At 68.0% G+C, this 13,559-nt stretch carries 11 protein-coding genes and 1 pseudogene; 7 read left to right on the top strand and 5 right to left on the bottom strand.

Translation table 11 applies throughout. From position 1 onward, the window contains the following. Positions 1-6: 6 nt before the first annotated feature. The gene (locus tag AC3A6P_RS25800; RefSeq protein WP_487694842.1) at positions 7-342 is read right to left on the bottom strand and encodes an RNA polymerase-binding protein RbpA; all 336 of its coding nucleotides are present in this window, start codon (positions 340-342) and stop codon (positions 7-9) included. A gap of 140 nt (positions 343-482) precedes the next feature. Here AC3A6P_RS25800 and AC3A6P_RS25795 point away from each other — a divergent pair, with 140 nt between their 5' ends. Then, positions 483-818 carry a hypothetical protein gene (locus AC3A6P_RS25795; RefSeq protein ID WP_487694841.1) on the top strand — a complete coding sequence of 112 codons (336 nt, stop codon included), beginning with the start codon at positions 483-485 and terminating at the stop codon, positions 816-818. A gap of 6 nt (positions 819-824) precedes the next feature. Here the strand turns inward: AC3A6P_RS25795 and AC3A6P_RS25790 are convergent, their stop codons facing one another. Beyond that, positions 825-2,183: an 8-oxoguanine deaminase gene (locus tag AC3A6P_RS25790; RefSeq protein WP_487694839.1), complete on the bottom strand. Its 1,359-nt coding sequence runs from the start codon at positions 2,181-2,183 to the stop codon at positions 825-827. Positions 2,184-2,255: 72 nt separating this feature from the next. On the opposite strand from AC3A6P_RS25790, the gene AC3A6P_RS25785 reads away from it, so the two are divergent. From AC3A6P_RS25785 to AC3A6P_RS25775, 3 genes are all read left to right on the top strand, one after another. Then, positions 2,256-3,479, top strand: a complete 1,224-nt coding sequence (locus AC3A6P_RS25785) for an alpha/beta hydrolase (protein ID WP_487694838.1) — start codon at positions 2,256-2,258, stop codon at positions 3,477-3,479. A 71-nt stretch (positions 3,480-3,550) separates the two neighbouring features. Then, positions 3,551-4,252, top strand: coding sequence for a hypothetical protein (locus AC3A6P_RS25780; protein WP_487694837.1), 702 nt, complete (start codon positions 3,551-3,553; stop codon positions 4,250-4,252). Between the two features lie 76 nt (positions 4,253-4,328). Then, positions 4,329-5,423 carry an LLM class flavin-dependent oxidoreductase gene (locus AC3A6P_RS25775; RefSeq protein ID WP_487694836.1) on the top strand — a complete coding sequence of 365 codons (1,095 nt, stop codon included), beginning with the start codon at positions 4,329-4,331 and terminating at the stop codon, positions 5,421-5,423. 3 nt (positions 5,424-5,426) lie between these two features. Here AC3A6P_RS25775 and AC3A6P_RS25770 read toward each other — a convergent pair whose 3' ends face one another. Beyond that, positions 5,427-6,122 (bottom strand): hypothetical protein, encoded by a 696-nt coding sequence (locus tag AC3A6P_RS25770; RefSeq protein WP_487694834.1) that lies wholly within the window; start codon positions 6,120-6,122, stop codon positions 5,427-5,429. Between the two features lie 78 nt (positions 6,123-6,200). On the opposite strand from AC3A6P_RS25770, the gene AC3A6P_RS25765 reads away from it, so the two are divergent. From AC3A6P_RS25765 to AC3A6P_RS25755, 3 genes and pseudogenes are all read left to right on the top strand, one after another. Beyond that, a complete protein-coding gene (locus AC3A6P_RS25765; protein WP_487694832.1) occupies positions 6,201-7,706 on the top strand; it encodes a carboxylesterase/lipase family protein in 1,506 nt (501 codons plus the stop codon). A gap of 62 nt (positions 7,707-7,768) precedes the next feature. Further along, a complete protein-coding gene (locus AC3A6P_RS25760; RefSeq protein WP_487694831.1) occupies positions 7,769-9,721 on the top strand; it encodes a primary-amine oxidase in 1,953 nt (650 codons plus the stop codon). A gap of 63 nt (positions 9,722-9,784) precedes the next feature. Further along, a pseudogene (locus tag AC3A6P_RS25755) lies at positions 9,785-11,760 on the top strand (DUF7064 domain-containing protein). Here AC3A6P_RS25755 and AC3A6P_RS25750 read toward each other — a convergent pair. Continuing rightward, positions 11,761-12,585, bottom strand: a complete 825-nt coding sequence (locus tag AC3A6P_RS25750; protein WP_487694830.1) for an alpha/beta fold hydrolase — start codon at positions 12,583-12,585, stop codon at positions 11,761-11,763. A gap of 55 nt (positions 12,586-12,640) precedes the next feature. Further along, a complete protein-coding gene (locus AC3A6P_RS25745) occupies positions 12,641-13,537 on the bottom strand; it encodes an SCO6745 family protein (protein ID WP_487694829.1) in 897 nt (298 codons plus the stop codon). Positions 13,538-13,559: the final 22 nt, after the last annotated feature.

The following is a 13,559-nucleotide window of genomic DNA, read 5'->3' as shown; positions in this document are numbered from 1 at the left end:
CGGGGCTCAGCCCCGGCGTTTGGTCTTGATGATGTCGAGGCGCTCCTTGAGGAGCTCCTCGAGTTCCTCGACCGAACGGCGCTCCAGCAGCATGTCCCAGTGGGTACGCGGCGGCTTGACCTTCTTGGGCTCGGGCACATCGCCGTCGATCAGCGTGCCCTCCATGCCGTTCTTGCAGGGCCAGGTGCCGGGAATCTCGGCGTCGTCGGCGAACGGAACGTCGAACACCTCGCCGTTGTCGGTGCGGTACCGCGCGATCTGACGCGGCGCCAAATCATGGTTGCGGTCGGTCTCGTAGCTCACAGCTCCGAGGCGACTACCTCGCAGGACACGATCAGCCATCGTCGTCAACTCCTTAAGCACAAATGTTCCGCGTCTATCAACGCATCAGCGCCCATGGCAGTTCCCTGTCTGGCGACGCGACTGTCCAGAATACCCGTGATCCGGCACGTGCCGCCAAAGCGCGTCTACAGTTCTGGGTCGTGAGCCCGCAGAGTAGACGGCGTCAGCAGCCGTGCCGGTGGTGTGGCCGCGAGGTTCCCGACGCCGGCCTGGGGCGGCGCAGGCAGTACTGCAGACAGTCATGCCGCCAGCGCGCGTACGAACAGCGCGCCCTGGTCAAGGGGTCTGCGGTGCCCGAGGACGCCGTGGTGTTGTCCGCCGACGAAGCGGCTCAACTGTCCGACCGGGTGTTCCAGGTGCGCTGCGCCGCCGAAGACGTGGCGACTGCCGTCGACGAAGGCGCCGACGGCGCCGAATTGCGGGAGTTGTGCGACGCGCTGGTGCAGGCGGCCAAAGCTGCCGACGGCTGGCGGTGACCCGCCTCAGAGGCCGGCGCGCCGGCGCAATGCCCGAGCGGCCGCGCGCGCCTCACCGGCCAGCGTCGCCGGATCGGCGTTGCGCAGCGCACCGTCGCTGACCACTGTCTGACCGCCGACCAGCAACCGGCGCAGGGGCGCGGGCGGGCCGAAGACCAGCGCGCACACCGGGTCCTCGATATCCGCGTGGCCCAGACCCGTCAGGTCCCACAGCGCGATATCGGCGAGCTTGCCTTTCTCCAGCGATCCCAGTTCCGCATCACGCCCCAGGCACCGGGCGCCGCCCATGGTGCCCATCTGCAGACTTTGCCGGGCGCTCAACGCCAGCGGGCCGAGCCGGAACCGCGCCGCCAGCAGGGCCTCGCGGAGTTCGGTGGCCAGCCCGCCGTGCTCGTTGGACGCCACCCCATCCACGCCCAGCCCGACGGGCACCCCGGCCGCCAGCAGCTCCGGGATCGGGGCGATGCCGGACCCGAGCCGGCCGTTGCTGCTCGGACAGTGCGCCACCCCCGTCCCGGCTGCGGCTAACTTCGCGATGTCACCCGTGGACAGGTGCACACAATGTGCCAGCCACACGTCGTCGCCGAGCCAGCCCAGCGATTCGACGTAGTCGACCGGTCGGGCGCCGAACGTCTCGAGGCAGAACTGCTCTTCGTCGACGGTCTCCGCGAGATGGGTGTGCAACCGCACGCCAAGTTCCCGGGCGAGGTCGGCGGACTGTCGCATCAACTCGCCGGTCACCGAGAACGGCGAACACGGCGCGAGCGCAATCCGAACCCGGGAGTCGAAGCCGGGGTCGTGGTGGTCGGCGACGGCCTGCGCACAGGCCGCCAGGATGGTGTCGATGTCCTCGACCACGGAGTCCGGTGGCAGCCCACCCGAGGACGCGCCGAGGTCCATCGATCCGCGGGTGGGGTGGAAACGCAGCCCGATCCGGGCGGCCGCGGCCACCTCAGCGGCCAACACGTCACCGCCTTGGTGGGGGAAAACGTAGTTGTGGTCCATCGACGTGGTGCAGCCGGTGAGCGCCAGCATTCCCAAAGCTGCGCTGGCAGAGGCGAATTCGAGATCCTGATCGATACCTGCCCACAGTGGATACAGCGTGGTCAGCCACTCGAACAGGGTGCCGTCCTGCGCGTAGCCGCGAGTGATCCACTGATTGAGGTGATGGTGGGTGTTGACCAGACCGGGCGTGGCCAGGCAGCCGCGTCCGTCGATCACGTCGGCATCGGCGACGTACGGCGCCGAACCGCTGCCGACCTCGACGATCACCCCGTCTCGGATCACGACATGACCGAGCGGGTATTCGGTGCCGGCGGAATCGATCGTCGCGATGGCGCAATCGGTGATCACGTGGGTGGGCATGATTCATCCTCCCGCGTTGCGGTGCCACGAGCACCTCCTGAGGACCCCGGGACATGGTTACCATGACTTTTCATGAGCGTTCCGCCGCGACCCCGCCCAGCCGGTGAGGTGTGGCGATTCGACGATTTCGAACTCGACACCGCGCGATACGAACTGCGGGGCAAAGGATCTGTGATCCGGATCGAACCGCAGGTGTTCGACGTGTTGACCCAGCTGGTGACCAACCGGGACCGCCTGGTCACCAAGGAGGAACTGTTCGACACCGTCTGGGGCGGACGGTTCGTCGGTGAGGCCGCGTTGACCAGCCGGATCAAGGCTGCACGCCGGGCGCTGGGCGACGACGGCGAACACCAGCGCTACATCCGCACCGTCCGCGGCCGCGGTTACCAGTTCATCGGTGCGGTCGCTGACGCACCGCAGGCACCCGCCACCGAACCCGAGCCGGCGCCGCCGTTGCCCAGGCAGACCATCGCCTTCACCCGGGCCGCCGACGGCATCCGGTTGGCCTATGCGGTGGCCGGGCAGGGCCAGCCGCTGGTGCGGGCGGCCAACTGGATGACCCACCTCGGCTACGACATCGAGAGCCCGGTGTGGTGTCACTGGGTCCGCGACCTGTCGCAGGCGCATACCTTCATTCGTTACGACGAGCGCGGTTGTGGTCTCTCGGACTGGGAGGCGGGCGCGTTCACCTTCGACGATTGGGTGGCCGATCTCGAATCCGTGGTCGAAGCACTTGACCTGCAACAGTTTCCGCTTCTGGGTGTGTCGCAGGGGGGTGCGGTGGCGGTGGCGTATGCGGCCAAGCATCCCGAGCGGGTGACCAAGCTGGTGCTGTGTGGCGCATATGCCCGGGGCCGAGCGGTGCGGGCGGTGGGCGAGCAGGAAAAGCGCGCCGCCGCTTTGGATCTCGATCTGGCCCGGGTGGGCTGGGGTAAAGACGACCCGGCTTTTCGTCAGGTGTTCGCCGCGCAGTTCCTGCCCGACGGCAGCCGTGCTGACTGGGCGGCCTTCGATCAGCTGCAGCGGCGCACCACCTCACCGGAGAACGCGGTGCGGTTCCTGGAGCAGTTCGCCACCATCGATGTGCGCGAGCAGGCCCGCGACGTGCAGTGCCCGACCTTGATCCTGCATTCCCGTGAGGATCATCGGGTGCCGATGCAGTCCGGCCAGGAGCTGGCGGCATTGATTCCCGATGCGCGTCTGGTGGCTCTCGACAGCAAGAATCATCTGCTGACCTCTGACGAGCCCGCGTGGCGGGTGTTCCGCGACGAGGTGGCGGCCTTCCTGGGGTCGTGAGCCGGGGATCTCCACCGAATCTCCACGCTATCTCCATGTAACCCCGTCCCACGGCGACCATGCTGGTGGACATGAGAAAACACCTCCGTACCCTGCTGATCGGCACCACCGCGATGGTGGCGCTGGGCACCGTGCCGGCATGTTCGGGCGGCTCCTCCACGGAAGCCACTTCCACCACCACTGCCGCGCCCACCTCGAGCACCAGCGTGGCCGCCGCCCAACCGTTCCCGCAGGCCGCCCGTTACATCGCCGACATGCCGATGGCCGACGGCGGAACCATGACTCTCGGCGTCGCGGTCAGCGGTGAGAAGGTGGTGGCCTACGCCTGCGACGGCAGCAAGGACGAGGCCTGGTTCTTCGGCACCCAGGACGATGGTGCCCTGGACATCACCGGCAAGTTCAAGGACACCTTGGCCGCGGAGTACAACGGCGCCGATGTCGTCGGTGACCTGACGATGAACGGCGTCACCTACGCGTTCTCCGCACCGCAGGTGGCCGACCCGGCCGGGATGTACACCGCCGAGCTCGGCGGCGTCCGCGCCTCCTGGGTGGTCCGGCCGGATGACACCTCCACTGGCGTGCAGTTCACCCCGAAGGACGATGACAAGACGGTCTTCGACCTGCAGGGGGAGGAGTTCCGGGAACGGGTCCGCAACGCCCGGCAGCTGGCGCCGGCCCCGCAGCTGACCCTCGACGGGCTGCGCACCACCATCAACGGCCAGCCGGTGGTCGCCGAACTCGTCACCGGTGACACCAGCTTCACCAAGGACTGAACGGCAAGCGGCCCTTTGCCTCACCAGGAGCGCAACCCTGGTGAGGCTGGGGCCGCACCCGGTAGAACCGGATACCGTGCCCGCCAAGTTCTTCTGGTTCCTGCCCACCAGCGGGGACAGCCGGTCGATCGTCGGTTCCTCCCATGCCTCATCGGAACGAGTGGTCCCCGACGGCTACCGCCCGCCGACACGGCGTTACCTCGCTGAAATCGCCCGGGCGGCAGACCGGCTCGGCTACGAGGGCGTGCTCACCCCCACGGGAACCTGGTGTGAGGACGCCTGGCTCACCGCGTCGGCGTTGCTGGCCGAGACCGAACGCCTCAAATTCCTGGTGGCCTTCCGGCCCGGCCTGGTGCCGCCGACGCTGGCCGCGCAGCAGGCCGCGACGCTGCAACGGTTCTCCGACGGCAGGGTGCTGCTCAACATCGTGAGCGGCGGCGACGACAGCGAGCAGCGCCGGTTCGGTGACTGGCTGTCCCACGACGAACGTTACGCCCGCACAGGCGAGTTCCTCGACATCGTCCGAGCCACCTGGACCCAGGAGTCGGTGGACTACACCGGGCGCTACTACACCGTCGCCGACGCGCGGGTATCCGAACCGCCCGACCCGTTGCCGGAGATCTATTTCGGCGGTTCCTCACCAGCGGCGTTGCCGATCGCCGCCCAGCACGTCGATGTGTACCTCACCTGGGGTGAACCGCCGCAGGCGGCCGCCGAGAAGATCGCCAAGGTGCGTGCACTGGCCACCGCCCGCGGTCGCGATGTCCGGTTCGGGATCCGGCTGCACACCATCAGCCGCGACACCTCCGAGGCCGCGTGGGCTGTTGCCGACGAGCTGGTACGCCGGCTCACCCCGGAACAGATCGCCAAAGCTACCGCGCTGCACAGCAACTCGGAGTCCGAGGGGCAGCGCCGGATGACCGCGCTGCACGGCGGTCGGCTCGACCGGTTGGAGATCTATCCCAACCTGTGGGCCGGGGTGGGTCTGGTTCGCGGCGGCGCGGGCACCGCCCTGGTGGGCAGCCACCAGGAAGTGGCCAACCTGATCTGGGAGTACCACTCATTGGGTTTCGACGAGTTCATCCTCTCCGGGTATCCGCACCTGGAAGAGGCGTACTGGTTCGCCGAAGGTGTGCTGCCGATCCTGCGCAACAAGGGTGTGCTGGCCTAGACGCTAGCCGCACTCGTAGCGGACGCCGGCGTCAGCCGGCGGCGGCACCTGCTCCAGGCAGCCGAACGGCACCACACCGGCATCGGACATCTGCACGGCGGTCTGACGGGCGAAGTTGACGCAGAACAACGCCACCGGATCGGTGCGGCACTGGTAGTCGCCGAACCTCAGGGAGCTGCCGTAGGGCAGCTCGGGTCCGGTGCCGACGGTGAACGGGCCGGGGTCGCCATGTACCGAGCCCACCTGTGCCGCACCGCCGTCGAAGTCGACCCAGTTGCCGATCCACTGCCCGGCCACCTCGTCCGGCTGGGCGGGCGGTTCGGCGAGTTCCACCAGGCAGGCCAGCGCGCCGCCGGTCATCGTCGCGTCGGTGCGGCACTGGGTCTTACCCGAGGGCGTGACGAAGGCCACACCCTCACCGAGGTCGGTGGTCGTGCCGTCGCGTGTCGCGCTGTGGAATCCGGCCAGGTCAGCCGGGGAACCGGCCTGCACCCACGAGATCACCGCGGCCACCGGTGCGTCCGCGGGGGGCGGGCCAGTCGGGCTGGGTGAGGTGGTGGTGCGGGGCGTCGAAACCGCCGCTGAACTGGGGCTCGGCGAGGATGACGTGGAGGCGCCGGAGCCGCCGGACTGTTCTTCGCCGGCGCCCGAGCAGCCCGCAATCAGCACCGACGCAGCGATCGCGACAACCATCCGCATGTCAGCCACCGTAGCTGCCGGGACACGCGATCTCGGTCAACCCGATCTGCTGGACACCTGTCCGCTACCGTCGGGGTTATGCACGAGCACACCGTCCGCGCCACCGTCTCGAGCGGTGCCGTCGAGGGGTTCACCCGCAACGGCGTGAACCGTTGGCGCTCCATTCCGTACGCCCGCCCTCCGGTGGGGCCACTGCGGCTGCGGGCGCCGCAGCAGCCCGAGCCGTGGCGGGGAGTGCGCTATTGCCACGGCTTCGCCAATTGCGCTCCGCAGCAACGCAAGTACACGCTCACGGGCCTCGGCCGCTATCAGACGATGGGTGAGGACTGCCTGACGCTCAACGTCGTGGCACCGGACAAGCCGGCGGACGAGCCGCTACCGGTCATGGTGTTCGTCCATGGGGGCGGTTACATCCTGGGCAGTTCGGCCACCCCGATCTACGACGGGGTGAAACTGGCCCGCCGCGGCTGCGTCTACGTCTCGGTGAACTACCGCCTGGGGGCGCTCGGCTGTCTGGATCTGTCGTCACTGGGCACCCCGGAATTCCCGATCGACTCCAACCTGTTCCTGCGTGATCTGGTGCTGGCGCTGCAGTGGGTGCGCGACAACATCGCCGTCTTCGGTGGTGACGCGGACAACGTGACGATTTTCGGGGAGAGCGCAGGGGCCCACGCGGTGGCCACCCTGCTCGCGGTTCCCGCCGCCAAAGGGCTGTTCCATCAGGTCATTTCGGAGAGTCCCGCCGCAGGCATGTCCTCCTCGACCGAGCAGGCCGCCGCCATCGCGGATCGTTTCGCGACACTGATCGGCGCCGACAGGGCCGACGCCGCGCGCGTCTTGCGCACCGCCCAGGCCGCCGACCTGGTCACTGCGACCGACCAGCTGCTCGCCCTGGGGACCGACGAGATGTTCGGCGCCTTCCCGGTGGGTCCCACCTACGGCGACGACTATCTGCCGACCGAGCCGCTGGAGGCGATGCGGCGCGGTGAGGCACATCGGGTGCCGCTGATCGTGGGCAGCAACGCCGACGAGGCCCGGCTGTTCACCCGGTTCCTCAAGCTGCTGCCCACCACCGAACCCATGATCGAGGCCTTGCTGGCCGAGGCGGGACCGGACGCGCGGGCGCGTATCACCGCGGCTTACCCCGACTATCCGCGGCCGGATGCCTGCATACGCCTCGGTGGTGATTTCGCCTTCGCGTCGGCGGCCTGGGAGATCGCCGAGGCGCACAGCACCCACGCGCCCACCTACCTGTACCGCTACGACTATGCGCCGCGCACCCTGAAGTGGTCCGGCATGGGCGCCACCCACGCCACCGAGCTGCTCGCCGTGTTCGACGTCTACCGCACCCGGTTGGGTTCCCTGCTGACCGCCGCGGGGGACCAACGTTCGGCGGCCCGGGTGACTCGCGAGGTCCAGACCCGCTGGCGTGCGTTCAGCCGAACCGGTGTTCCGGGAGACGACTGGCCCGCCTACCACCACGACGAACGGGCGGTGCTGGTGTTCGACCGGCACACACGCGTCGAACTCGATCCGGACCAGGATCGACGCACCGCATGGTCGGGGTTCTCCCTGGCGCGTTGAGAAGCGTCGAGTTGTCGCTGATGTCCTGCGCCGCAGTCGACGATGTGATTGCGTAACTGCTCATGAGCGAATCCCTGCGCCCATCCTCTGATCACCCACTGGATCCGCTGTCTGCAGACGAGTTCATCGCGGTTTCGGCGATTTTGCGGCGCGAGTGCAACGTGGGTGAGGGCTGGCGGATCAACTGCATCGAGATGCTGGAACCCGGTAAGGCCGAGCTGGCCGAGTTCGACGGCGGTGGGACACGACCGGCCCGCAAGGCCCTGGTGCTGTGCCTGGACCGGGGCAGCAACGCGACCTATCGCAGCGTGGTGTCGCTGACCGACGACCGGGTGGAATCTCATCAGCATGTGCCCGGCGTCCAGGCCAACTTCACCGTCGACGAGTTCCATGAGTGCGATGCGATGCTGCGCGCGCACCCGGACGTGATCGCCGCGCTGGCCAAGCGGGGCATCACCGATATGGATCTGGTGTTCATGGACACCTGGACCTACGGGGCCGCTGTCGCGCCGCCGGAATACCGTGACCGGCGCATCGGCTGGTCGGACACCTGGCTGCGCAGCGCGCCGGGCACCAATCCTTATGCCACCGCGGTCAGCGGGTTGCACTGCGTCATCGACCTCAACACCATGGAGTTGCTGCGCATCGAGGACGACGATCCCTTCACCGGGGGCGGTGCACCGCCCAAGACCATGGGTGAGTATGTGCCCAAGCACATTCCGGACCGCATTCGCGCCACCTGGCAGCGGGACCCCGTGAAACCGCTGGACATCACCCAGCCCGAAGGCCCGTCGTTCACCCTGTCGGGAAATCTGCTGACGTGGCAGAACTGGTCGCTGCGAGTGGGTTTCAACCATCGCGAAGGCATGACGCTGCACGCCTTGAAGTATCGCGACGGCGGCCGGGACAGGTCGGTGGCGCACCGGCTGTCGTTCGCCGAGATGATGGTGCCCTACCGTGACCCGTCGGTGGATCACTACCGCCGCACCGCGTTCGACATCGGCGAGTGGGGTCTGGGTTTCATGACCACGTCGCTGGAGCTCGGATGCGACTGCCTGGGCGAAATCCGGTACCTGGACGCCACATTGCACAACTCGCAGGGCCAGCCGTACACCATCTCCAACGCGATCTGCATCCACGAGGAAGACAATGCCGTGCTGTGGAAGCATGTCGACACCGCCGGTGCCGAGGTGCGCCGCATGCGGCGGCTCACCATTTCCAGTCACGTCACCGTCGCCAACTACGAGTACCTGATCTATTGGCGGCTGTACCAGGACGGCAACATCGAGTGCGAGGTCCGCGCCACCGGGATCATGGTGACCACCCCGTTCGCGGCCGGGAGGCCCCACCCCAACGGCACCCTGGTCGACGAACGCACCTACGCGCCGTTCCATCAGCATTTCCTGGTGGCCCGGCTGGATCTCGACGTCGACGGCAGCGACAACACCGTCTACATGTCGGAGTCCTACGCCGAACCGATGAGCCCGGAGAATCCCTACGGCTTGTCGGTGGTGCAGCGCAACGTGCCACTGCGCACCGAGCGGCAGGCGATCCAGGATCTCAACTTCGCCACCCAGCGGGCGTGGAAGGTGGTCAACACCAACGTCGTCAACGGGCTGGGCACGCACCCGTCCTACAAGCTGGTCCCCACCGGCGCCATCCCGCCGATGTTCGACCCGGATTCTCCGGTGTTCCAGCGCGCCACGGTGATCGGCCACACTCTGTGGGTCACCCCGAACCATCCCGACGAGCGTTGGCCGGCAGGCGAATTCGTGAACCAGTCGACCACCGACACGGGACTGGGTGCCTGGACCCGGGCCAACCGGTCGATCGAGAACACCGATGTGGTGCTGTGGTACGTGTTCGGTATCCACCACATCACCAGGCCCGAGGACTGGCCCATCATGCCGGCGGACGTGGTGTCGTTCTGGCTCAAACCGTACGGGTTCTTCGACCGCAATCCCTCGCTCGACGTGCCCGCGAGCCCGCCCTCACACTGCCACGGGCCCAATTGACACGCGTCAACAAATCGGCCGAAAACGCCGTGCGGCGCCGCATCGGTGTCCTACCTTGGTGCGGTGCGAACTGACACCGTTGTCGAGCGTCCCTCCGATCTGACCGCCGCGTGGCTCACCGACGTACTCCAGCACCCGGTGCGCGCTTTCGCTCTCGAGCGGATCGGCACCGGCCAGATGAGCGAGTGCTACCGCGTCACCCTCGACTACGCCAGTGGCGGTGCCGGCCCGGCATCGGTGGTGCTCAAGGTCGCCGCCGCGGACCCCACCAGCCGCCAGACCGGGCTCGCGCTGGGGCTCTATGAGCGCGAGGTGCGGTTCTACACCGACATCGCACCCCGGCTGGCGGCCGGGGGAGCAGGTCCCGTGGCGCCGTGCTTCCACGCCGCCATCGACTCGGCCACCGGGGTGTTCGACCTGGTGCTCGGAGACGCGGCTCCCGCCGTGGTCGGTGACGAAATCCGGGGTGCCACAACAGAACAGGCGCTACTGGCGGTGTCCGAACTGGGCCGCCTGCACGCTCCGCTGCTCGGTGACCCCACGCTGGCGGGGGCCGACTGGCTGAACCGGGAAGCTCCGGTGAGCGCCGAGCTGCTCAGTGGGTTGTACGCCGCGTTCACCGACCGTTACGGCCAGTCCATGACAGACGAACAGCGACTGGTCTGTGACCGTCTGGTGGCCGGTTTCGACGATTACCTGACCGCCGAGGGTGCACCCGAGCGGCCGCAGGGACTGGTGCACGGCGACTACCGGCTGGACAACATGCTGTTCGGTCAGGCCGGTGCCGCCCGGGCCGTCACGGTGGTGGACTGGCAGACCGTCACCTGGGGACCGGCGCTGACCGACCTCGCCTATTTCCTGGGATGCGCACTGCCCGTCGCGGTGCGCCGTGAACAGCACGACGCTTTGCTGCGGGCCTACCACGGCGCACTCGGTGCCGATCCGGTGTTGAGCTTCGACGCGGTGCGCGACGGGGTGCGGCGGCAGAGCTTCTTCGGCGTGATGATGGCGATCGTGTCGTCGATGCTGGTTGTCCGCACCGAACGCGGCGACGAGATGTTCCTGACGATGCTCGACCGGCATTGTGCACACGTGCTGGACACCGACGCGTTGGCCGTGTTGTGAGCGAACAGCCGCTGCAACCGTCCCCCGATGACGAAGGCGCTCATCTCCGCGGCGACGAAGCGCTGTGGAACGAGAGCTGGTACTTCGACTTCGTCGATGCCGAGCAGTCGGTGGGTGGCTGGATCCGGCTGGGCCTGATACCCAACGAGAACCGATGCTGGGTCCAGGCGCTGCTGTGCGGACCGGAGATGCCGACCGTGGCGGTGTCGGATTTCGACGCACCGCTGCCGTCGGACCCCGCTCGGGTCCACGCCGAGAACATCGAATTGACCCACGGCGCAACGGTTCCGCTGCACAGCTACGCGGTGACGGTGCGCGGACGCGGACAGGCTCACGACGACCCGGCCGCGCTGCTGCGTGGCGAGTCCGGCCACGATGTCGATGCGGCGTTCGAGCTGGTGTGGACGACGCAGGGCACGCCGTATCAGTACCGGATCGCCTCCCGCTACGAGATTCCCTGCGCGGTGACGGGAACCGTCACCGCAGGCGGGCGCAGCTACGTGCTCGATCAGGTGCCAGGCCAGCGGGACCACTCCTGGGGTCCGCGCGACTGGTGGGGCATGGAGTGGGTGTGGAGCGCGGTACACCTCGACGACGGCACCCACCTGCACGGTGTCGACCTGCGAATCCCCGGCTTACCGCAGATGGGCGTCGGCTACTCGCAACTCGACGGCGCTGTGACCGAGCTGCAGACGGTGACAGCACGAGAAGTGTTCGGCGACAACAACTTACCGGTCAGCGCCGAGCTCACCCTGGACTCCGTGGTCCTCGACGCCCGGGCGGTGGGTCAGGCCCCGGTGCTGCTGGCGGCTGCCGACGGCCGGGTGAGTCATTTCCCGCGCGCCTGGGCGGCCGTCACCACCGGTGACGGCCGCCGCGGCGTCGGCTGGTTCGAGTGCAACCGGATCCAGTGATCAGGACTGGAAGAACTCCAGCAGAACAGGATTGAGCTCGTCGGCGTGGGTGGTCGGCAGACCGTGCGGCAGGTCCTTGTACGTCTTGAGTGTGGCGTTGGCCAGCAGCTCGGCTGACTTCGGTCCCGACGCCACATACGGCACGATCTGGTCGTCTTCGCTGTGCACGACGAGCACCGGGATGGTGATCTTTTTCAGGTCCTCGGTGAAATCGGTCTGTGAGAAGGCGACGATGCCGTCGTAGTGCGCCTTGGCGCCGCCCATCATGCCCTGGCGCCACCAGTTCTCGATGACGGCCTCGGACGATGTGGCGCCCGGCCGGTTGAATCCGTAGAAGGGGCCCGACGGTAACGCACGATAGAACTCCGACCGGTTGGCGGCCAGTTGCGCCTGCAGATCATCGAAGACCTCCTTGGGCAGGCCCTCGGGGTTGGCGTCGGTCTTGACCATCAGCGGCGGCACGGCGCACAACAGTGCGGCTTTGGCGGCGCGGTCCTGGCCGTGGCGGGCCAGGTAATGCACCACCTCACCGCCGCCGGTGGAATGCCCCACGTGGATGGCGTCCTGCAGATCCAGATGGTCGACCACCGCCTTGAGATCGTCGGCGTAGTGGTCCATGTCGTGGCCGTCGGCGACCTGGGTCGAGCGGCCGTGCCCGCGCCGGTCATGAGCGATCACCCGGTAACCCTTGGACAAGAAGAACAGCAGCTGGGTGTCCCAGTCGTCGGCCGACAGCGGCCAGCCGTGACTGAAGACGATGGGCTGGCCCGTTCCCCAGTCCTTGTAGAAGATCTCGACACCGTCGGTGGTGGTGATGGTGGGCATCAGGTGGTCTCTTTCGCTGAAATCAACTCTGGCTCGCGCTCAACCTACGCCGGATTCAGCTCAGGTGTGCGCTGTTGTCGTCCAGCTCGTGACGGCGCATGCCCATGGGCGTCGACTCCGGGACATCACCGGCCGCGACGACCGCGCGGGTCAGCGGGGTCAGTGCTTCGAAGAGCGCGTTCACCTCCGCGTCGTCGAGCCCCCGCAGCGCGCTCAAGGCCGCTGTGTCGGTGGCGTTCTCGAGCTGGTGCTTGAGGCGGCGGCCCGCCTCGGTGATCGCGCCGTCGCACATCAACCCGCGCTCGGCGAGGGTGGCACAACAACCCGTCCACTCGTCGTCGTCGTAATCGCGGGCCCGGCGTATGAACTCCTCGCTGACCGCGCCGGCCGCACAGTGCAGGACATTGGCTTCCCGGCCATTGATCCCGGCCGCGGTCAGCACCGCGACGTGCCCGTCGCCGCGGTGCTCGCGCAGCAGGGTGGTGGCGTGCCAGAGCGCGGCCAGGGGTTCGTCGGGCCAGGGGAGCGCGGCGTTGGCCGCAAAAAGCGGGCGTCCATCGAGCGGGGCACTACGCGCAGCTTTCGCCGCCAATCCGGCTGCGGTGACCACCAACTCGTCATCGCCGATCCCGTACCGGCGCAATGCCGCCACGGCGCCATCCGCCCGGGCCCGGAGTGCCTCCTGTGGAGTCGCGTGCGCCCAGGCGGCGGGCAGGGCCCGCCTCACCCGTTGCGCGGAGAAGTTGTAGAAGGTCGCGGTCACCAGCTCGGGCGACGGCCCCGCGGTACCCGAGCTCAGCGGGGCCGACCGGGCCGCGAAATAGCTCATCCAGAACCCACGGAACCCCAGCGCGTCCAGCGCTCGGCGGGCCTCGGGGGCGAAGTAGGTGACCGCGTGCACCGGTTCGAAGCGGTCGAAAAAGCGGCGCGCCAGCTCAGGTGATCGACTCACCATTGCAGTTAAACACCGGCGA

Source organism: Mycobacterium sp. Soil_C_30, assembly GCF_057656995.1.
The sequence above is the reverse complement of the archived record's forward strand: the minus strand, read 5'-3'. Positions and strand labels throughout refer to the sequence as shown.